This is a genomic window from Candidatus Kryptonium sp. (assembly GCA_025060635.1).
Taxonomy (GTDB): domain Bacteria; phylum Bacteroidota; class Ignavibacteria; order Kryptoniales; family Kryptoniaceae; genus Kryptonium.
In genome coordinates this window covers 31,449-52,022 of sequence record JANXBN010000008.1, presented here as the reverse complement: position 1 = coordinate 52,022, position 20,574 = coordinate 31,449, and the positions used below count along the sequence as shown (strand labels likewise).

Genomic DNA, 20,574 nt, shown 5'->3' with positions numbered 1-20,574 from the left:
TCTATTTTGTTTGGGAAGAAACGGTTTGCTCACTTGTCATCCCTATTCCCGCCGTTTCCTCCTCAATTACAAGTTTTTCTTCAAACTCTTTTACTTCCATCAAGAGTTTTTCTATCCTTCTACAACCCTGTTCTATAGCTCTTACATCTCTCAAGGTTTCGTTATCAAATGGAAACCTTCGCTCTATCCTTGCAGACGCACTCATTATTATCGTCAATGGATTGTAAATTAAATCCCTCAAGGAAAAAGTAAAGTCCTTTAAGGCTTTTAATTTTGCAATTTGCGTTTCATATTGCTTTATCTGCTCTATCCTCATTTTTTCTTCTCTATGCCTCTGCTCCTTCAAGTTAATGAGCTTAACAAACAAGTAAGATAAACCCCATATCCACAACAATGAATCAAAGTGAGTGAATATATCAGAAAACGAAACTATCCCCTCTTTAACTCTTTTGAAAAGATCAAGTGTTGTGAAGAGATAATAAAGGTAAATTATAACAGCCGAAAAAAGCGCAGGATGCTTCAAAATAAATCCATCAACAAATTCACGCCATATTTTCTTCATCGCTTACAACCTCCATTTGATTTAAAAGATGATATAGAACTTTCTTTAGCTATGTATCACCCACTTTTCGTCGCCATCAGATCTTTACAAAAGCACAAGCGCGAGAAGTTCTAAGAATTATAAGTTTTGTCAAAAAGCACAGGCAAATTAAATTTAAAAAACTTCACTCTAATCTACAACTGCGGGAAGGCGCAAAACAGCATTTACTTTGATTTGAAAACTATGAAAGTTAAATTTTTAAAAAACTTTATCGTCAACCAAGGATGTCATTTGAGCTTTTTATCACGAAACGATATATCAAAGCAACCCGAATAACTGGTTTCATATCTTTCATTACGCTCATATCAATCATTGGAATAATGCTCGGAACATCCGCACTTATCATTGCAATATCCATTTCAAATGGCTTTGAAAAAGAATTAAAAGAAAAAGTAATCGGCTTCACATCACACATCCAGGTTTCAAAATTTGATGTCAGATATTTTGATAAGGATGATTGGCAAGGTTTTGAGAAAATAAAAACAATTTCAAATGTAAACGCCGTTTCACCGTTTGCAGCAAGAGAAGCAATGATAAGATCAAGTTATGGAATTGAAGGTGTTTATCTCAAAGGAATTTTACCAGAATATGATTTTTCAATAATCAAGAAAAGCATAATTGAAGGTGAATATAATTTTGATGAAAATGATGGCACTCCAAAAATAATTATTGGAAAGAAACTTGCCAACAAACTTGGAGTTGAAGTTGGCGACAAAGTTATAATTCTTGCGATTGATCCAGCAAATCCATACTTTTTAGCCCCAAAAATGGAACAATTTAAAATCTCTGGAATTTATGAAACAGGAATGGCTGAATACGATGATATCTTCGTCTATGTTCGTCTTGAACATGCCCAGTATCTTCTTGACCTCGGAAATAATGTTAGTGGTTTTGATGTTATGGTTAAAAATGTTGACTTAATTGATGAAACAGCGCTTGAAATTCAGGACAAACTTGGATATCCATATTACGCAAGAACTATGTACCAGATGTATAGAAACCTTTTTGCATGGCTTGAACTTCAAAAAAAACCTGTTCCAATTGTCCTTGGCTTAATTATAATCGTTGCCGTTTTCAATATAATTGGAACTCTCTTGATGATGGTTTTAGAAAAAACAAAAGAAATTGGAATTTTAAAGTCAATGGGCGCAAGTTCAAAAAGTATAATGAAAATTTTTGTTTATCAGGGATTATTCATAGGCATAGTTGGGACAATACTTGGTAATCTATTGGCTTATGTTTTATCTTCAATTCAATTGAAATATAAACCCTTATCCCTTCCAGAGGATATATATTTTATGAGTTCGGTTCCTGTTTTGCTTCAATTAGAAACTTTTGCAATCGTATCTTTCGTTGCTCTTGCTTTGTGTTTCCTTGCAACGCTCATCCCTGCCCTGATAGCCTCACGCATTCAACCTGTAGAAGCAATAAGATTTGCTTAAGCTTAAATATTCCGTTAAACTTGAAACTTTCTTCCGAAGTGTGTAATTTTTACTAAAATAAATCCTTATAAACTTTCTTGAAGCATTTTCTGAAAATAGTTTGGGAGAATGAGCTTTTTAAAATTTTATTTCTGATAACCTTAACAGTATTTCTTGCTTCTTCAGTGATTTATCTTGTTGAAAATTCAAAGAACGAGCAGTTTTCGTCAATTTTTGATGGTTTGTGGTGGGCAGTTGTCACGATGACAACAGTTGGATACGGCGACAAAGTTCCTGCAACGACCGTTGGAAAGATCGTTGGCTTTTTCGTAATGTTTTCCGGAGTTATACTTGTTTCAATGTTCACGGCAACTATATCATCAATTTTTGTGGCAAAGAAAATAAAAGAAAGAGAAGGGCTTGAGAAAGTGAATTTATCTGGGCATATTGTTATCTGTGGATGGAACAAGGATACAGAAAGAATGATAAAAGCACTTAATAACTTTGGAAAAAGAAGAAAAATTCAAATTGTTTTGGTCAACAATTTACCTCCAGAAAAGGTTGAATACTTGTCAAACACATATAAAAACATTGAGATAAAATTTGTGCGTGGTGATTTCACTCAAGAGTCAGTCCTTGAAAAAGCCAACATAAAACAAGCAAGTGAAGTCGTCATATTACCCGACGAAACGCTTTCCCCTACCCCATCAGATGAAAAGACATTAATAGCAACGCTTAACATAAAATCAATCAATCCAAAGGCGAAAGTTTATGTCAATATAATTGAAAGAGAAAACGCAGGAAATCTCAAAAAAGCAAACGCAGACGAGATAATAATAAGCAACGAATATGTTCCTTCACTTCTTGCTGACCAATTAACTTCACCAGGTGTGTCCCAGCTTTTATCTTCTTTGTTTAACGAGGATTCTAAAATGAAGATATTTCGCGTAAAAATTCCACCGAAGTTTGTCGGTAAAACTTATTTTGAACTTTTCACTCATCTCAAAACAGATAAAAATTACCTTTTGATCGGCTTCGTTTCAGAGGAAGAATCAATCACACTTGAAAGCATCCTATCTCACGATTATACCGAGATAGATGCTTTTATTGAGAAGAAGCTCAAGGAGGCGGGGTTAAATGTCAAATCATCATACATTAGATTGACTCTGAATCCGCCATTTGATTATATTATAAACGAAAAAGATGAAGCGCTTGTAATAGGCAACATAAACAATTAATTTAATGACAATTGAAGATAAAACATTGCGAAAAATTCCGCTCTTTAATGGGCTTAAAGAAGAACATTTTGAACTTTTAAAACGAATAATCCACATTAAGGAGTTTGACGAAGGCGATGTCGTGATAAGGGAAGGAGAGACAGGAGAAGAGATTTATATTTTACTTGATGGAGAGGTTGAGGTTTCAAAATCACTTGTTTTGAAACTTCCAGAGCTTAACTTTGGGCATAGAGAAAAGTCACTTATAAAGCTCACTTCGGATACTTATCCATTTTTTGGTGAGATGGTGTTATTTAATGACAAAGCGGAAAGGACTGCAACTGTGATTGCAACCAAACGATGTAAATTTGCAATAATTTATAAGAACGATTTTGTAAAACTTACGGAATCAAATAGAGAGGTAGGTTGTGTTTTATATAAAAACATTGCGACGGTTCTTGCTGAAAGATTAAGAAAAGCAAACAATGATATTTTGAAGTTAACAACTGCTTTGACTTTGGTGTTGAGCAAATAAAGATTAAAAATTATGCTTGAGTTAAGAAACAAAATAGCTGCTCAAAAATACGGACTTGACCCAGATAGAATAGCTATTAAAATCAACGCACAAAAAAACATTGAGATTCTTGGAAACGATTTGACATTTATAGGAATAAGAGAAAAAGAAAGGACAAAACATGTTCACCGTTTACATCCTTATCTTGGCAAATTTATTCCTCAACTTGTTGAAGTTTTTCTAAAAAAATTTTTCAAACCCGGACAAACCATCCTAGATCCATTCTCTGGATCAGGGACAACCCTTATTGAAGCAAATGTTCTAGGTATAAACTCTATTGGGATAGAACTTTCCCCCTTTAATGTATTAATACAACAGGTTAAGACGAGGAAATATAACTTAGAAGAAGTTGAGTATGAAATCAAAGATGCTTTGAAACGCCTTAGAAAGTTTTCTCTTGAGCTTCAGAGAAATGGGGAAACGCTTTTTAGCTCTACTTTTGAGAAATTTGAAACAGATAGTGAGTATTTAAAAACCTGGTTTTCAGAAAAAGCGTTACAGGAGATATTATTTTACAGGTCTATCATAAAAGAATATAAAAATCAAGATGTGCTTATGGTCATCCTATCAAGATCTGCCAGATCCGCTAGGTTAGTACCGCACTATGATCTAGCAAGACCAAAAGAACCTGTAAGAGAAAAATACTGGTGTGTGAAACATAAAAAGTATTGTGAACCAATCAATGAAGCATATAAGTTCATTAGAAAATACAGCTATGACACTATAAGAAGGTTAAAGGAATTTGATAAAATAAGAACAAATGCCTCAATTACGATAATTCAAGGAGATGCAAGATACGTAGAACTACCGAAAGAAATAATTATAGATGGAATTTTCACCTCACCCCCATATGTTGGTTTAATTAACTATCATGAGCAACATAGATATGCATATGAACTTTTTAATTTTCCAAGATACGATGAATTTGAAATAGGCTCTGCTTTTAAAGGGCAAAGCGAGCAAGCAAGAAAGGAGTATACCGAAAGTATAATTCAAGTTTTCAAAAGAGTATCTCAAAATCTTAAAAATAATGCACCTGTTTTTATAGTCGCTAATGATAAATTTAATTTATTCCCTGAGATAGGTATGAAGGCTGAACTTGAGCTTATAGATGTATTTCATAGACCCGTCCTTATGAGGACAGAAAGAGATGAAGGTGAATTTTTTGAATCAATATTCTATTTCAGAAAAAAATGAAAATAAAAAATTCGGCAAGAAATAAAATAAAAAACCTTTTGCTTGAAACGGTAAGGCAAAAGTTGTATAACTATAAGCCAGAAACCGAATATATGCCTTTTCATTACAGGTTATTGGGAAAAGATAAATATGCTATGTTTTCCTTTATTCAATCTATAAACACAGCATTTGGAACATCTATTTGGGAACAGATAGCTGTTATTTTAGCTGAGTCGGCAGGTTATAAAGCTAAAAGGCAATATACACTACTTGGTGAAATCAATGAAGATACTGAAAAACTAATAAATCAAATACACTATAAACTTCGCAAAGGGGAACTAAAACCAAACAAAATTGAAGAAATTAAACTAATTAGAAGTAGTATAAAAACAGGTAAACCTAAAAAAGATCCAGATTCAATCGTTGACCTTTTCATTGCGATAAAAAAAGAAGAAAACTACTTTGATATCACAAGCGCAAAACCTAACATAAAGGAATTTGCTTCTCTTAAATTAAAACTTTTGAGATGGATAGCATTACGATTAAGTCAAAATAAAAAGGCCAATGTTTTCACAAGAATAGCGATACCCTACAATCCATATTATCCAAAACCTTATCAGAGATGGACATTAAAGAATTTATATGATTTAGACCGCGGTGAGCTTTTAGTTGGAGAAGAATTTTGGAATTTCGTTGGTGGAGGAGACATTTATAACGATTTACTTGATATTTTTGAAGAAACTGGAAATATCTTAAAAGATGAGATTGATAAAAAGTTCGCAGAGTTTAAGTAAATAAAAATAAAATTTCTACGAACCTGAAAAATGGCAAAGCGTGAACTTGCGAAAGCATATAACCCTCAAGAAGTTGAAGACAAATGGTATGAATACTGGTTGAAAAACGGGTATTTCTATGCGAAGGTAAACCCAGATAAAAAGCCTTATACAATCGTAATGCCACCTCCAAATATAACTGGAGTTTTAACCCTTGGACATGTCTTGAACAATACGATTCAAGATATTTATATACGATGGAAAAGAATGCAGGGATATGAAGCCTGTTGGATTCCCGGGACAGACCACGCTGGGATAGCCACTCAAAATGTGGTTGAGAAAGCCCTTGCAAAAGAAGGATTACGAAGAGAAGATCTTGGAAGAGAAAAATTCCTTGAAAGAGTATGGCAATGGAAAGAAGAATATGGAAATACAATAATAAAACAGTTAAAAAAACTCGGTGTATCATGCGATTGGAAGCGCGAGCGATTCACGATGGATGAAGGGCTCTCAAACGCTGTGAAAGAAGTTTTCATTCGCCTTTATGAGAAAGGTTTGATCTATAGAGGCAAATATATTGTAAACTGGTGCCCAAGATGTCATACCGCCCTCGCAGATGACGAAGTTGAACACAAAGAACAAAACGGGAAACTTTGGTATATAAAATATCCAATTGAAAATTCGCAAGAATTTATAACAGTTGCCACCACACGACCAGAAACAATGCTTGGTGATACCGCCGTTGCGGTAAATCCAAAAGATGAACGATATAAACACCTAATCGGTAAATTTGCTATACTCCCACTTGTTTGGCGAAAACTGCCGATAATTTCTGATGAAAGCGTTGATATGGAATTTGGAACTGGAGCAGTAAAAGTTACACCTGCCCACGATCCGAACGATTATTTATTAGCTATAAAACATAATCTTGAATTCGTTGTTGTAATGGATACCTATGCAAAGATGAATGAAAATGTACCTGAAAAATATCGCTTCATTGATAGATATGAAGCAAGAAAAGAGGTCGTAAAAGATCTTGAAACATACGGATATCTTGCCAAGGTTGAGGATTATACACACGCAGTTGGAAGATGCTATCGTTGCGATACTGTGATAGAACCATATTTATCAGATCAATGGTTTGTCAAAATGAAACCACTTGCAGAAAAAGCTCTGCAAGTTGTGCTTGATGGCAAAATTAAATTTTATCCAGAAAGATGGGTAAAAGTTTATGAACATTGGATGAGAAATGTCAGAGATTGGTGTATATCAAGACAAATTTGGTGGGGCCATAGAATTCCCGTTTATTATTGTGATGACTGCAGAGAAATTATGGTTGAGCGTGAAGAACCGAAAAGCTGTAAAAAATGTGGAAGCACAAAAATAAGGCAAGATGAAGATGTTTTAGATACTTGGTTTAGCTCGTGGCTTTGGCCTTTTTCAACATTGAACTGGCCTGAAGATAATGCTGACTTAAGATATTTTTATCCCACCGATCTACTTGTCACAGGTCCTGACATAATTTTCTTCTGGGTTGCGAGAATGATCATGGCTGGACTTGAATTTATGGGTGAAATTCCATTTAAAGAAGTATATTTTACAAGCATAATTCGCGATGAATTCGGTAGAAAGATGTCCAAATCGCTTGGCAATTCGCCAGATCCACTTGATGTGATCCAAGAATATGGCGCTGATGCATTAAGATTCACCATCGTTTACCTTGCTCCTCTTGGACAAGATATTTTGTTTTCAACGAAAAAATGCGAAATCGGCAGAAACTTCGCTAACAAGATTTGGAACGCTGGAAGATTTCTAATAATGAACTTGGACGAAGTTGAGTATAAAGATGAAGCAAAGTTTGATCACCTTGATATCGCCGACAAATGGATATTAAGCGAACTTAACAAAACAATAAAAGAATTAAATTACGCCCTTGAAACATACAGAATAAATGATGCGACACGAACGATTTATGATTTTCTATGGCACGACTTCTGCGATTGGTATCTTGAGATCATAAAAGATAGAATTTATTCACCTGAATCAAAAGATGAAAAAATTGCTGTGTTAAGCAGAGCAGTTTATATATTTGAAACCGCTTTGAAGCTCCTTCATCCGTTTATGCCGTTCATCACGGAAGAAATATGGCAAAACATCCGCGAGAGAAAAGAAGGGGAAAGCATAATGATTGAACCATTTCCAACATTTGATGAGAAGTGGATTGATGATGAAATTTCAAAAAATATGAAATTTATCCAAGACATTATAGTCGCAGTAAGATCTATTCGTGGCGAGATGAATATCCCACACACAAAATTCTGCGATGTAATAATAAACACATCAAATAACGATCGGAAGAATTTGGTGAACGAATATATTTCGTATATAAAGCGACTTGCAAAAGTTCAAAATGTCACAGTTGGTTCTGGTATTAAAAGACCACAGTTTTCAGCAAGCGCTGTTGTCGCAGGGGATGAGATCTTCGTCCCACTTGAAGGTTTAATTGACCTTGAAATTGAAAGGAAACGTCTTGAAAAAGAAATAAAAAGATACGAGACGATGTTAAGCGAAACAGAGAGGAAGCTAAACGATCACAACTTCATAAATCGCGCCCCTGCAGATGTGATTGAGCGAGAAAGGCAAAAATATGAAAATTTCAAACTTACACTTGAAAAACTACGCCAAAATTATGCTTACCTTGTTGAATAATTTTCAACGATTTTTTAAATTTTTAAAAAATTAACAAACTTTCAAATGGATCAAGGATATCTTGAGAAAATAATTGAGGAACTTTTACTTGAGGTAAAAAGAAATTATCCAGCGCCTGAAATTCCAGGTGGAGTTTGTGATCCAAGGGAACCCTGTGCCGGTTGCGGATATTGTGTTGTTCATAAAAAAGAGGCGGTGAAAAATATCATTCTAAATGGTGCAGAAAGAATAAGTACAACACTTGGAGTTACTGAACAAGGTCAAATTGATGCCAATATTGCGAAAATGATTGATCACACCCTCTTAAAACCCGAAGCAACTCCAAAAGATATTGAAAAACTTTGCTTTGAAGCCATACAATATCAATTTGCAAGTGTATGTGTGAATCCTTGCTATGTCAAACTTGCCTCTGAAATCCTAAAAGGCAAGAAGGTCAAGGTTTGCACAGTAATTGGATTTCCGCTTGGTGCCAATAGAATAGAAACAAAGGTCTTTGAAACTGAGAAAGCAATTGAGGATGGAGCCAACGAGGTTGATATGGTAATGAATATCGGAATGTTGAAAGGAGGATACTATGACTATGTAGAACATGACATACGAGCCGTTGTAAATGTTGCACACAAGTATGGTGTCCTTGTAAAGGTTATACTTGAAACTGCACTTTTAACTGATGAAGAGAAAGTCAAAGCTTGTCTTCTCGCAAAGAAAGCAAATGCAGATTTCGTAAAAACATCAACGGGCTTCAGCAAGGGTGGAGCAACCGCTGGCGATGTCGCTTTAATGCGAAGGGTTGTCGGAAGCGCAATGGGTGTCAAAGCAAGCGGTGGAATTAGAACTTACGAAGAAGCACTCCAAATGATAAAAAGCGGTGCAGACAGGATCGGAGCAAGCGCAAGCGTGAAAATCGTTACAGGAGTTAAATCTGAACAATCTCAATCATTATATTAATAAACCGAAAATACAAAGATGAAAAAAATCGCATTAACTTTTATTCTTTTTCTGCTCACTTCTTGCGCGGGAAGCAAAATGGAAATTAAACCCGAAAAAACTGATACCTTAACATCTAATGACACGACATTGATGACTGTGAATCAACCTAAAAAAATATTCACTGATCAAATCACTGAAAATACGATCGACTCCGTGATAATTCCTAAAAGAACTAAACAAGAAAAAATACCGCAGATAATTGTAACTCCTATAATTCTTCCCATCGCAACTTATCCTGTTCAAATTCAGGGACAAAAACCAGAACCAAAAACAGAATTAAAGCCAGAAATCAAAAAACAAACCCAAATTGAATCTGCGCCAGAGTCAAAAGAAGAAATCAAAACAACACTTGCTATATCACAACCAGAAGTAAAAGAAAGAAAAACCGAACCATTTATAACAGATATAAAACCACAATCAACAACTCAAATACCTCAATTTTCAATTCAAATTGGCGCATTTATTACTAAAAACTCAGCAAAAGAACACCTGGATAGATTTACTCGTCTATATCCAGACAAAAATGCATACATTGTTTATGATTCAACCCTTGGCTTTTACAAAGTTCAGATTAACGGTACAAGCGATTCAACTATGCTTCTACAAACTCTTGAAATCATAAAAGAAAATTTTCCCGACGCCTTTATAACATCACAAACAACCCCATTAATTCAAAAAGCATCAGATGAAGAACATATGAACTATACCAATTCGTCCTTATCCACTTATCAAAAGCAAGAATTAAAAGTTCAAATCGGTGCATATTCAAAAATCTCTCACGCTGAAAAGATAAAAGAATACATTCAATCAAAGTTCAAAGTTAAATCTGAAGTGGTTAAAGCAAACGATGTTTTTAAAGTTTTAATTTCCCTTGATCAAGATGATATTAACACCTTTAACGAAATAAAATCCGAGTTCAGTGACGCCTTTATTGTAAAATAAAAAGTTTTAAACATGCTTATAAAAATCGCGCTCTTACTTCTCATAACAGCAGAATTGTCGCTCTCTCAGAAAATAGACTCTCTTTCCTACTACGAAAAGCAATTCAATCCATCTGTATATGATATAAGAGAGATTGTTTTCCCCCATCGTCTGTTTAGCAATATGGGCGAGGAAACGATTTCTGGTTTCAGGGTCCAAATACTCGTTACAAATCAACTTGATAGTGCAAATGCAGTTAGAAACCTTGTTCAGTCCCTTCTAAGTTCGTCAATTTTTCAATCTCAAAAAGTTTATATCATTTATGAACCACCGAATTACAAAGTGAGAGTTGGGGACTTTGAGCGTCTTCAAGATGCGAGCTTGTTAAGAAAATTTTTAATAGAAAACGGATTCAAATACGCTTGGATTGTAAACGATAGAATAAGAAAAAGATAATTTAAAATCCTGCCATCTTGATATAATAACTTTCCTTTCGTCTCATCCTTAGCTTTTCACCTGTTGTTTTATCATCATATCCAGCAAGATGTATCAAACCGTGTGCGACGAGGCGAGCAATTTCATTTTCAAGATTAACCTTATAAAATTTTGATTGTTCTATCGCCCTATCAATGCTGATATATATCTCAGCAACTTTACTTTTCACTGGCAATTCATCCGAAAGTTCAAAAGAAATAACATCGGTTGGATAATCATGCTTTAAAAATTCCCTATTGATCCTATGTATCATTTCGTCATCAATGAAAATTAGATTAACTTCTGTGAAATCAAGTTTTTCCCCGTTTAGAATATTCTTAACGAGTGCTCTTATTTTTTTGGTCGGCAGTTTAACTTTTTTATAAAGATTAGAGATATTAACTCTTGCCACGCTATCTTTTTTCTTTCTTATCAAGTAATAACTCGCTAAGCGAAAGAGCTATGCCTGGGATCATAATTTCGGGTTCAAGTTTAGTAAAATCTGCTGATAAAATTTTAGCATCAATATTTGCGTAAAGATGGCATCCTCCATTTGCTTCAACTATTAGTCCTGATATCTTACCATTAACTTCACCTAAGAAGGTCACCTCTCCGAGAATTTCACTTGCGACATATCCCGTGCAAAAATGAAGTTGAAGATGAGAATAAGGTGTGAAAGCGGAAACAAGCGTTCCAAACTTCTCACCAATTTTTATTTTTGGATATACCTCAAGTGTTGTTTTTCCAATCCTAAAACGATAGAAATTTTTCACCTTATGAGATTTAGTTCTCAAAACTTTTGCGATCTTTTGGGCGTCTGATTTTGTAAACTTCATCTCAATAAATTCAAATTAATTTAAACTAAAAAACCCCAATTGCCTGTTCTTGCTGAACAAAACAATTGGGGTTTATTCTGATATGCTCACCTTATTCGGTTACGCTTACCTCATAGAACGACGACATTAACTGCTTTCGGTCCTTTCGGCCCGTCAACAATCTCAAATTCAACCTTTGCCCCCTCTTCAAGGGTTTTGAAGCGCTTATCGGATTTAATCTCAGAGTAATGGACGAAAACCTCACGCCCATCCTCCGTTTCAATAAATCCGTAGCCCTTCTTGTTGTTGAACCACTTAACTTTACCACGTGACATCTTACTACTACCTCCTAAATAAATTTGACTGCTCAAGCAACCACCCATCACACACTCAGGAACTAAATTCTCTCGGGAGGTTGCTTTCGCTATTTCACTGTTCCTGAGTGCAAAAGTTATTTGCAATATAATAAATTAATTCTTCAATGTCAAATTAAAGTTTTTTCACCTTTTCCAAAATCAAAAAACCCCCGATTGATATCGGGGGCACTTATTTTCAGCATTACATTACCTTTTCTCTTCCTTCAACTTAGCTTGTAATCTTTCAATTCTGTCTCTAACGAGATGCTGGTATTGCTGTGGATAATACACAAGAACTCGGTTCAAAATATCAATTGCCTTCTGATACTCACCCATCATTTCGTATAAATTAACAAGGATAACATAAGGATTATACTCTCCATAGATATTCGCTGGGTCACGCTCTATTTGCTCAAGAGCTATTGGTTCAATCTCTTTTGCTATTTTCATAAATTTATCTCGCGCACCAACAATATCATATAGCCTGGCAACATCATATCTTAATCGGTAATCCATCGGTAAAACATTGTTTGGAATTTTACTTTCCATATGATCAAGAACTTCAAGAACTTTTAATGTATCTCGGTTATTCTCATAGTAATAAATCGCAAGTTTTAAAAACGCATTTCTATAATTCTGCATTAGGTTTCTGTCCGTCTCAAAAAAGTGAACCTTCGGATTATCAAGGTTTCTAAACTTAAATCCATAATGTGGCTCACGATAGAAATCTTTCGGCTCATTGAACAAACATTGTCTCATTATATTTTCCTCTATAAATGTCGGAGAGCCCTTTGGATTTTTGAAAGGAACAACTCTATATGCAAGACCTTCCATCCTTAAATATTCATCAAGTCCGATGAAATTATCAGGCGAAACCGTTACAGCGAAATAAATCGGTCTTTCCCATCTATTCGTTTCAATAATATCACGAACTAAGATATCTTGAACCCTTATCGCTTTTATCTCACCAAATTGAATTGTGTTGGGCATTCTAAATGTTATTTTGCCTTGATTGATGATTGATGTATCCGTAATTCCAAATTTCTCATAAACTTCCCTTGGAACTGGGATCGTCACATCTCGCGGTTCCCATTGAACAAGTCCGATTTGCCTGATTATGTTATCGCTTAAACTTATTGGAACCTTTTTAGCTCCATAAGGTTCTTCATGCTTTAATTGCAAAATATACCAGTCAGTATTAAGCAAGCTCAAATTAACAACTCTTACATCTCTCCTTATACCCTCAACCACCTGCAGATACCAAAGTGGGAATGTATCATTATCTCCGTTCGTAAATAAAATTGCGTCCTTCTCACAACTTTGTAGTAAATTATATGAGTAGTCCCAAGGTACATAATTACCGCTTCTGTCATGGTCATCCCAGTTTTGGACAAGCATATTAAATGGAACCGCAAAAATTGAAACGACTAAAACAGCGATCGCATAAACTTTTTTGATTTCGGTTTTTATTAATTCATTTAACAATTCAATTAAACCTGCAACACCGATCCCAATCCATATTGCAAATGCAAAAAACGAACCAACGAAAACATAATCTCTTTCTCTTGGTTGTGGCTCAGGCATATTAAGATAGATTGCAAGCCCAATTCCAGTTACAAGAAATAGAGAAAGATAAGACAAAAACATCTTCCAATCCTTGCGATAATGATAATAAAGCCCAAAAAGTCCAACAAGAAGCGGAAGAGCAAAATATCTATTTGGAAACTCCTCAGGTTTTCCCCATCCACTTTCTGCTTTTATAAAGGCAATAGGTGCGTCTTGAATATCCCCAGCACGTCCAACAAAATTCCAAAGGAAATACCTCAAGTACATATGATTTAACTGATACTTGAGAAAATAATCCCAATCACTGCTATATTTTTGATAATTCTCCTGATGTGCTGGTTCCTGGCTCCATCTTCTCTTAAAAATAGATGGTTGTTCCCCATACTGTTCGCGCTCAAGATATTTAACAAAGCGAACGAGATTATCAGGCGCGTTTTCGTTTATCGCTGGTCTATCATTTGCTCTTATTATTATCAATGCATAAGTCGTATAACCAAGAAAAACAAGCAAAATACCAGTTAAAAATGTAAATACAATTCTTTGCTTATGCCTGTAAGCGTAATAGATTCCATATGAAACCGCAATTGCAATTATCGCTGGAACGGCAGGCATATCATCAAGCATTGATGGAATCCAAAATATAATCACTTTGTAAATCAGGAAAAATATCCCAACAGCTATTATGCCCATCAGCGTAAAGCTTTTCAAGTCAATCTTTTCTCTAAATCTGAAATAAGCTATCAAAGCAAGCGTGAAAATTGTCAATATGCTTAAGAGGTGTACTCCAATGGATAAGCCGATCACATATGCAATTAAAAGTATTAATCTATCGCTTTCAATATTTTCTGCTTTTTCAAACCATATCATCCCAAGCCATAACGCAAAGCTCATTAAAAACAAGCTCGGTGCATAAACTTCTGTTTCAACTGCATTAAACCAAAATGTGTCACTAAAGGCAAGGCTTAATGCACCAACCACAGGAGCTCCATAAACAGCGAGCTTATCAATTAGCGTTTGGGGATTCGGTTTCCATCTTAAAATCAATTTGACTGTTATTAAATATAAAAACATCACCGTCAAAGCGCTCACAAAGGCACTTACAAGATTTACACGCTTTGCAATGTCTTCCGCTATAGGAAGAAGCGTCGCTATTCTTCCGATGATTATGAAAAATGGTGCTCCAGGTGGATGTGGAACGCCAAGCGAGTATGATACTGCGATGAATTCACCGCAATCCCAGAAAGGAACGCTTGGTTGAACTGTTAACGCATAAACAATAAAAGAAACCAAAAATAGAGCCAAACCAATAATGTGATTGATCTTAAATTTGTTCATCTCAAAACATATTTTATTTTTGAAATTAAATTAACAGTGATCTCATCGCAAACCAAAAAACCTTTGCGCGTTAACTTAACTTTAAACTCGTCCATCTCAACATATCCGAGTTTGCTTAGTTCGTTTAAATTTTCACTAATTTCGCCATCAATAAAATCAAAACCAAATTTTTCCTTGAACTTTTTCAAATCAACTCCTGTGCTTCTCAAACCAAGATAAATAAACTCTTCAATCATCTTTTCCTCCGATAGGATCTCAAAGTTGGCAATCGGAAGTTTTTTATTTTCTATGGCACTTACATATTTCTTAAGGTTTGCCACATTCCACCATCTTTTGTTCTCCCAAAATGAATGCGCCGATGGTCCAAAGCCAATATAGTTTTCATATTCCCAATATTTCAAATTGTGCCGACATTCAAAATCTCTCTTAGCATAATTTGAAACCTCATAGTGAATATAATTAAATCCTTCAAGCGTCTCCATTGTTATTTCATATAACTCCGCTTCTTCGTCGCTGGACGGAAGTTCCACCTTACCACTTCTTACCATCTCATTCAAAGGTGTTCCTTTTTCAACGATCAGGTTATAAGCAGATATATGAGGCACATTTAACTCAACAGCTTTCAATAGATTTTTTCGCCATTTCTCTTTATCCTGTTGTGGCAATCCAAAAATTAAATCAAGATTAACATTTTCAAACCCCGAATCAAATGCCGTTAGAATACTCTCAATTGCATCTTTTGAGCTGTGAATTCTACCAAGAAAACTCAAATCATCATCAAAAAAAGATTGAACACCAAAACTTAAACGATTTACGCCAACACTTCTGAGCCCAACGAGTTTACTCCTATCAACAGTTCCAGGATTCGCCTCAACTGTGATCTCCGTTTTATCAGCGATTCGGAAATTTTTATAAAAAGCATTTAAAATTTTTTCAACCTGAGAAACCTCAAGCAAAGATGGAGTTCCTCCACCAAAATAAATTGTATCAAAACAAACCTTATCTAAAAAATCTGCTTCGCTTTTAAAAATTTCAATCTCGTTCAAAACAAAATTTAAAAACACACCTATTTGTTCAAGGTTCTCTACGGAATAAAAATCGCAATAAATACACTTCCTCTCACAAAATGGTATGTGGATATAAATCCCGCTCATTCTATTTTTTTCCCTATCCTTTCCCATCTGATTGATTTCACCTTTTCAAAAATGTTAAAAATAGGAATATCCGAATCCCAAGACCAATAAATAAAGCTCGCCTTTCCGATTATGTTATCAACAGGCACAAAGCCCCAATATCTACTGTCCAAGCTGTTGTTTCTATTATCCCCCATCACAAAAACATAATCTTTTTTAAAGACAAAACTTTCCACCTCTTTACCATCAATCATAACTTTATCATTAACAAGTTCCACCTTATGCCCTTCTCTTTCAATCATGATCTTCCATTGTTTCAAATTCCTTGAGTTTAGTTTTATTTCCATCCCTTTAAAAGGAACGACAATAGGACCATAGTTATCCTCGTTATAATCCGAACCTTCCGGGAAAATATAAGGATTTGCTAATCCCTCAGGCGCTATAAAGTCATAATTTACCTTTACAGTTGGTGGTTCTTCAAACTTTTTATCGTTGATGTAAATGACCTTATTTTTTATCTTGATAACATCTCCAGGCAAGCCGATCAATCTTTTTATATAATTCACATCCTCTGACGCTCTGATTTCATTTCTTTCGCCGGGGAATCTAAAAACTATTACATCGCCATGATTAAGTTCAAAAAACCGTGGTAATATCTCAACTTGCGGGATTTCAATTCTTGTTAATGGGATATATCTTGGGGTTTTAACGGGGAATCCAATTTTTGAAACAATTATAAAATCACCTGGTAAAAGTGTATTTTCCATTGAGCCGGAGGGAATTCTAAAAGCTTCAAATACAAAAGTTTTCACAATGATTGCTGCGACAATCGCAATAACTAAGGGCTTAAGCCAATTTTTTACTTGGATTTGATCTTCACCTATTGATTCACTTCCAATCTGTGCGTAATGATCCTCACCAAATGAATTTTTATAGTTCATTTCTATGTTCATTTAATTATCATACCAATTCTACTGATCTTGACAGAGGCAATTTTTGCAAATATGTTGAAGATAGGTATATCTGGATTCCACGACCAATAAACGATCAGCGGTGAACCAACTATATATTTGTCTGGGACGAAACCCCAAAAACGGCTATCCAAACTATTATCCCGATTATCTCCCAGCATGAAATAATAATCGTGCTTAACAATGTATTCGTTCTTTTCAACTCCATCAATGTAAATTTTCCCATTTTTTATTTCAACCCAATGTCCTTCTCTTTTTATAAATGTTTCCCACGCATCAAAGTTTGACAAGTCAATTTTTATAGTATCTCCTTTCTTTGGAACAACTATCGGTCCGTAGTTATCTTCATTAAATGGAGCACCTTTGGGAAAAATTCTCGGGTCAGGTTGGTCTTTTGGAAGGATATAGGGTCGCTCAAACTTAACATATTTGGGATTTGGGAAGATTTTACCATTGACATAAACAACTTTATCAATTATTTGAATTGTATCGCCCGGGAGCCCAATGCACCTTTTGAGATAATAAATCATCGCGGGATGCTTTATTTCATCTCTATATCCAGGAAATTCAAAAACAACCACATCACCTCGCTCAACTTTCCATAAACTCGGTATTACAATGTATGGCAAGCGAATTGAGGTCAAAGGTATATTCCGAGGCGTTGCGAGATTATAGATAAATTTATTAACAAAAAGGAAATCACCCGCCATTACAGTGTCTTCCATTGACGAGGTTGGCACCGCAAAAGAAGCAATTACGAAACTGTTAAGAACAAGAAAAATTCCGAACACGACGACAAATTCTTTGACGAAATTATAAACCTTTTCCTTAAAAGTTTTTGGCTTTTTCTTTTGCTTCGTTTCTTTTTTCCGTTGCATTTAATTATAGTTTTTGTTTTAATCGTTATCTATTGTTAGGACCGCAAGGAAAGCTTCTTGTGGGACTTCAACCTTTCCAATTTGCTTCATTCGTTTCTTACCTTCTTTTTGCTTCTCAAGCAATTTTCTCTTCCTTGTTACATCACCGCCATAGCACTTTGCTAAGACATTTTTTCTTAACGGCTTTATCACATCTCTTGCTATGACTCTGCTTCCAATAGCAGCTTGTATGACAACTTCAAACAATTGCCTTGGGATAAGTTCTCTTAATTTTGAGCATAATTTACGGCCGTAGTCATAGGCTTTAGTTCTATGGACAACGAATGAAAGGGCATCAACAGGTTCACCGTTCAAAAGTATATCAAGCTTAACAAGGTCCGATTCCCTATAATCAAGAAATTCATAATCAAATGAAGCATAACCACGAGAAAGAGATTTCAATTTGTCATAGAAATCAAAAATTATTTCAGAAAGTGGAAGTTCATATTCAAGGATCGCTCTGTCAGCTGAGACATAATGTGTAGTTTTGTAAACTCCCCTTCTATCTGAGCAAAGTTTCATCAAAGCACCGATGTATTCAGCGGGTGTTATAATTTGTGCACGAACATAAGGTTCTTCAATATGATCAATTTCTCCAGGACTTGGCATATCTGTTGGGTTGTTTACAAATATAATTTCGCCATTTCTTTTCACAACTTTATAGACTACATTTGGCACAGTTGTTACGATGTTGAGGCCAAATTCTCTTTCAAGTCGCTCTTGAACTATCTCCATATGCAATAAACCGAGAAATCCACATCTAAAGCCATGTCCAAGTGCAGATGAGCTTTCAGGTTCAAATACGACCGCAGCGTCATTTAGCCTTAATTTTTCAAGTGCGTCTCTTAATTCTTGATAATTTTCTGAGTCAGCGGGGAAAAAGCCGGCATAAACCATCGGTTTTACTTCGCGATAACCAGGCAATGGTTCCTTTGCTGGATTATTTGCAAGTGTTATTGTATCACCTACTCTCGTATCATGGACATCTTTTACGCCAGCAATTAAATATCCAACCATACCACTTGTAAGTATCCCCGTTCTTATTCTATCAAGCTTTAAAATTCCGACTTCTTCTGCTTCAAAAATTTTACCATTAGCAAAAAACATCACTTTATCACCTTCCTTCAACTCACCGTCAAAAACTCTTAGATAAACAACAACACCGCGATAGGAATCATACTTTGAGTCAAAAATAAGAGCCCTTAGTGGTTCATTTGGATTACCTTTTGGTGATGGAATTCTTTCTACTATTGCCTCAAGAAGTTCGTCAACTCCATAACCAGTTTTAGCGCTTACGAGTAAAATTTCATCTTCTTTACAACCAATCAAGTCAATAATTTGAGTTTTAACTGTATCAATCATTGTTTTAGCAGCTGGCAAGTCAATCTTATTTATCACGGGGATAATTTCAAGTCCGGCGTCAACAGCCATGTAAAGGTTGCTTATGGTTTGCGCTTCAACTCCTTGCGTTGCATCAACTACAAGAATTGCACCTTCACTAGCAGCTAAAGCTCTTGAAACTTCGTAAGAAAAATCAACATGACCTGGAGTATCAATTAAATTAAAGATATATTCGTTTCCGTCTTTCGCTTTATATCTCATTTGGATTGGGTGGGACTTTATAGTTATACCGCGCTCTCGCTCAAGATCCATATTATCAAGCACTTGTTCAACCATTTGTCTTTCCGGAATCGTTCCAGTTTTCTCAAGTAGTCGGTCAGCAAGGGTTGATTTGCCATGATCAATGTGTGCGATGATGCAAAAATTTCTTATTCTCTCTATCATATTTTTCACATAAGTCGCTTTGTTTAAACACCTCAACTTAAAAAAAATATAAAAACAACAATCTTAAAATTCAAAAACTACCATTATATTACAATTTCACAAAACTTGGCTTGTTGTCTTGAAATGAATTTTAGCGACATTTAACAGTTCATCTTTTCCAAACTTTTTAACAATTTCTTTTGCAACATCAACCACTTTATCTGAGACACCTTTGGGAAACACTATTTCATATTTTCTTGACATCTCAACAAGTTGATTTAGAAAAACTGCTCTTGCAATTATGGAGGCAGAGGCAACCGCTGGATCAATTTCCGCCCTATGCATCTGGATTAAGTTAATTTTCCTTCCTCTTTTCATCAAGGCATTTAAAAGATATGATGCATCCCCAAACTGATCAGATATTATTTTGTCAATTTTAAAATTCTCTTGTTCGGCTTTTTCAAGGAGGTTTTCTATCACACGAGCGTGTCCCCAAGCGAGAAGTTTATTAAGATTCAACTTTCTGGTGAGTTCGTTATATCTTTTTGGTTTGATAACAACAACCTCATAAAATTTGCAGATTTCCTTTATTCTTTCAAAAATCTCAAAGACCTTTTTATCGGATAATTTTTTAGAATCCTTGACACCGGCGTTTAAAAGTTTTTCGTTAACATCTTCATTTGATACTACTCCTGCGATCACGAGCGGACCGAAGAAATCACCCTTACCTGATTCATCAACCCCAATATAAAAGTTCATTTTAAAAAGCAGTATTTTTCTACAAAGATAAAAATTGGATTAAACTTTAGCAAGCGATCGTAAATTTGCAAAACAGAAAAAAAATTTCTATATTTGTAGTGC

General features: G+C 35.1%; 19 protein-coding genes. 9 read left to right on the top strand and 10 right to left on the bottom strand.

The window, feature by feature from the left end; genetic code table 11:
- Position 1: 1 nt before the first annotated feature.
- Positions 2 to 562, bottom strand: coding sequence for a hypothetical protein (locus tag NZ923_09740; protein ID MCS7230297.1), 561 nt, complete (start codon positions 560 to 562; stop codon positions 2 to 4).
- Positions 563 to 825: 263 nt separating this feature from the next.
- Here NZ923_09740 and NZ923_09735 point away from each other — a divergent pair, with 263 nt between their 5' ends.
- The 9 genes from NZ923_09735 to NZ923_09695 all read left to right on the top strand — a co-directional run bounded on the left by NZ923_09735 (position 826) and on the right by NZ923_09695 (position 10,838).
- Positions 826 to 2,043, top strand: a complete 1,218-nt coding sequence (locus NZ923_09735) for an ABC transporter permease (GenBank protein ID MCS7230296.1) — start codon at positions 826 to 828, stop codon at positions 2,041 to 2,043.
- Positions 2,044 to 2,120: 77 nt separating this feature from the next.
- Complete coding sequence (locus tag NZ923_09730) at positions 2,121 to 3,260, top strand: NAD-binding protein (GenBank protein ID MCS7230295.1); 1,140 nt, start codon at positions 2,121 to 2,123, stop codon at positions 3,258 to 3,260.
- 4 nt (positions 3,261 to 3,264) lie between these two features.
- Complete coding sequence (locus NZ923_09725; protein MCS7230294.1) at positions 3,265 to 3,774, top strand: cyclic nucleotide-binding domain-containing protein; 510 nt, start codon at positions 3,265 to 3,267, stop codon at positions 3,772 to 3,774.
- Between the two features lie 12 nt (positions 3,775 to 3,786).
- The gene (locus NZ923_09720) at positions 3,787 to 5,010 is read left to right on the top strand and encodes a DNA methyltransferase (protein ID MCS7230293.1); all 1,224 of its coding nucleotides are present in this window, start codon (positions 3,787 to 3,789) and stop codon (positions 5,008 to 5,010) included.
- Positions 5,007 to 5,783 carry a TdeIII family type II restriction endonuclease gene (locus NZ923_09715; protein ID MCS7230292.1) on the top strand — a complete coding sequence of 259 codons (777 nt, stop codon included), beginning with the start codon at positions 5,007 to 5,009 and terminating at the stop codon, positions 5,781 to 5,783. The genes NZ923_09720 and NZ923_09715 overlap by 4 nt, the downstream gene beginning before the upstream one ends.
- A 30-nt stretch (positions 5,784 to 5,813) precedes the next feature.
- A complete protein-coding gene (locus NZ923_09710; protein MCS7230291.1) occupies positions 5,814 to 8,471 on the top strand; it encodes a valine--tRNA ligase in 2,658 nt (885 codons plus the stop codon).
- 285 nt (positions 8,472 to 8,756) lie between these two features.
- Positions 8,757 to 9,419 carry a deoxyribose-phosphate aldolase gene (gene deoC / locus NZ923_09705; GenBank protein MCS7230290.1) on the top strand — a complete coding sequence of 221 codons (663 nt, stop codon included), beginning with the start codon at positions 8,757 to 8,759 and terminating at the stop codon, positions 9,417 to 9,419.
- Positions 9,420 to 9,497: 78 nt separating this feature from the next.
- Positions 9,498 to 10,403 (top strand): hypothetical protein, encoded by a 906-nt coding sequence (locus tag NZ923_09700; GenBank protein MCS7230289.1) that lies wholly within the window; start codon positions 9,498 to 9,500, stop codon positions 10,401 to 10,403.
- Between the two features lie 12 nt (positions 10,404 to 10,415).
- Entirely contained in the window at positions 10,416 to 10,838 is a 423-nt protein-coding gene (locus NZ923_09695; GenBank protein MCS7230288.1) for an SPOR domain-containing protein, read from the top strand.
- A 1-nt stretch (position 10,839) separates the two neighbouring features.
- Here the strand turns inward: NZ923_09695 and ybeY are convergent, their stop codons facing one another.
- The 9 genes from ybeY to rnhC form a co-directional block, all read right to left on the bottom strand.
- Positions 10,840 to 11,292, bottom strand: coding sequence for an rRNA maturation RNase YbeY (gene ybeY, locus NZ923_09690; GenBank protein MCS7230287.1), 453 nt, complete (start codon positions 11,290 to 11,292; stop codon positions 10,840 to 10,842).
- Positions 11,270 to 11,692 (bottom strand): hypothetical protein, encoded by a 423-nt coding sequence (locus tag NZ923_09685; GenBank protein ID MCS7230286.1) that lies wholly within the window; start codon positions 11,690 to 11,692, stop codon positions 11,270 to 11,272. Before NZ923_09685 ends, ybeY begins: the two co-directional genes overlap by 23 nt.
- Before the next feature lie 110 nt (positions 11,693 to 11,802).
- Positions 11,803 to 12,006, bottom strand: a complete 204-nt coding sequence (locus NZ923_09680) for a cold-shock protein (protein ID MCS7230285.1) — start codon at positions 12,004 to 12,006, stop codon at positions 11,803 to 11,805.
- A gap of 228 nt (positions 12,007 to 12,234) precedes the next feature.
- On the bottom strand, positions 12,235 to 14,883 hold the full coding sequence (locus NZ923_09675) for a DUF2723 domain-containing protein (GenBank protein ID MCS7230284.1): 2,649 nt from the start codon (positions 14,881 to 14,883) through the stop codon (positions 12,235 to 12,237).
- A 41-nt stretch (positions 14,884 to 14,924) separates the two neighbouring features.
- Complete coding sequence (gene hemW / locus NZ923_09670; protein ID MCS7230283.1) at positions 14,925 to 16,109, bottom strand: radical SAM family heme chaperone HemW; 1,185 nt, start codon at positions 16,107 to 16,109, stop codon at positions 14,925 to 14,927.
- A complete protein-coding gene (gene lepB / locus NZ923_09665) occupies positions 16,079 to 17,014 on the bottom strand; it encodes a signal peptidase I (GenBank protein ID MCS7230282.1) in 936 nt (311 codons plus the stop codon). The genes hemW and lepB (NZ923_09665) overlap by 31 nt, the downstream gene beginning before the upstream one ends.
- On the bottom strand, positions 17,011 to 17,910 hold the full coding sequence (gene lepB / locus NZ923_09660) for a signal peptidase I (GenBank protein ID MCS7230281.1): 900 nt from the start codon (positions 17,908 to 17,910) through the stop codon (positions 17,011 to 17,013). Before lepB (NZ923_09660) ends, lepB (NZ923_09665) begins: the two co-directional genes overlap by 4 nt.
- Before the next feature lie 18 nt (positions 17,911 to 17,928).
- Entirely contained in the window at positions 17,929 to 19,734 is a 1,806-nt protein-coding gene (gene lepA, locus NZ923_09655) for a translation elongation factor 4 (GenBank protein MCS7230280.1), read from the bottom strand.
- 96 nt (positions 19,735 to 19,830) lie between these two features.
- Positions 19,831 to 20,472, bottom strand: coding sequence for a ribonuclease HIII (rnhC, locus tag NZ923_09650; protein MCS7230279.1), 642 nt, complete (start codon positions 20,470 to 20,472; stop codon positions 19,831 to 19,833).
- Positions 20,473 to 20,574 lie beyond the last annotated feature (102 nt).

Excerpts from the sequence above, each read along its gene's own strand:
- NZ923_09740 (MCS7230297.1), bottom strand. The coding sequence starts at position 562 with ATGAAGAAAATATGGCGTGAATTTGTTGATGGATTTATTTTGAAGCAT.
- NZ923_09735 (MCS7230296.1), top strand. The coding sequence starts at position 826 with ATGTCATTTGAGCTTTTTATCACGAAACGATATATCAAAGCAACCCGA.
- NZ923_09725 (MCS7230294.1), top strand. The coding sequence starts at position 3,265 with ATGACAATTGAAGATAAAACATTGCGAAAAATTCCGCTCTTTAATGGG.
- NZ923_09720 (MCS7230293.1), top strand. The coding sequence starts at position 3,787 with ATGCTTGAGTTAAGAAACAAAATAGCTGCTCAAAAATACGGACTTGAC.
- NZ923_09715 (MCS7230292.1), top strand. The coding sequence starts at position 5,007 with ATGAAAATAAAAAATTCGGCAAGAAATAAAATAAAAAACCTTTTGCTT.
- NZ923_09710 (MCS7230291.1), top strand. The coding sequence starts at position 5,814 with ATGGCAAAGCGTGAACTTGCGAAAGCATATAACCCTCAAGAAGTTGAA.
- deoC (MCS7230290.1), top strand. The coding sequence starts at position 8,757 with ATGATTGATCACACCCTCTTAAAACCCGAAGCAACTCCAAAAGATATT.
- NZ923_09700 (MCS7230289.1), top strand. The coding sequence starts at position 9,498 with ATGGAAATTAAACCCGAAAAAACTGATACCTTAACATCTAATGACACG.
- NZ923_09695 (MCS7230288.1), top strand. The coding sequence starts at position 10,416 with ATGCTTATAAAAATCGCGCTCTTACTTCTCATAACAGCAGAATTGTCG.
- NZ923_09685 (MCS7230286.1), bottom strand. The coding sequence starts at position 11,692 with ATGAAGTTTACAAAATCAGACGCCCAAAAGATCGCAAAAGTTTTGAGA.
- NZ923_09680 (MCS7230285.1), bottom strand. The coding sequence starts at position 12,006 with ATGTCACGTGGTAAAGTTAAGTGGTTCAACAACAAGAAGGGCTACGGA.
- hemW (MCS7230283.1), bottom strand. The coding sequence starts at position 16,109 with ATGGGAAAGGATAGGGAAAAAAATAGAATGAGCGGGATTTATATCCAC.
- lepB (MCS7230282.1), bottom strand. The coding sequence starts at position 17,014 with ATGAACATAGAAATGAACTATAAAAATTCATTTGGTGAGGATCATTAC.
- lepB (MCS7230281.1), bottom strand. The coding sequence starts at position 17,910 with ATGCAACGGAAAAAAGAAACGAAGCAAAAGAAAAAGCCAAAAACTTTT.
- lepA (MCS7230280.1), bottom strand. The coding sequence starts at position 19,734 with ATGATAGAGAGAATAAGAAATTTTTGCATCATCGCACACATTGATCAT.
- rnhC (MCS7230279.1), bottom strand. The coding sequence starts at position 20,472 with ATGAACTTTTATATTGGGGTTGATGAATCAGGTAAGGGTGATTTCTTC.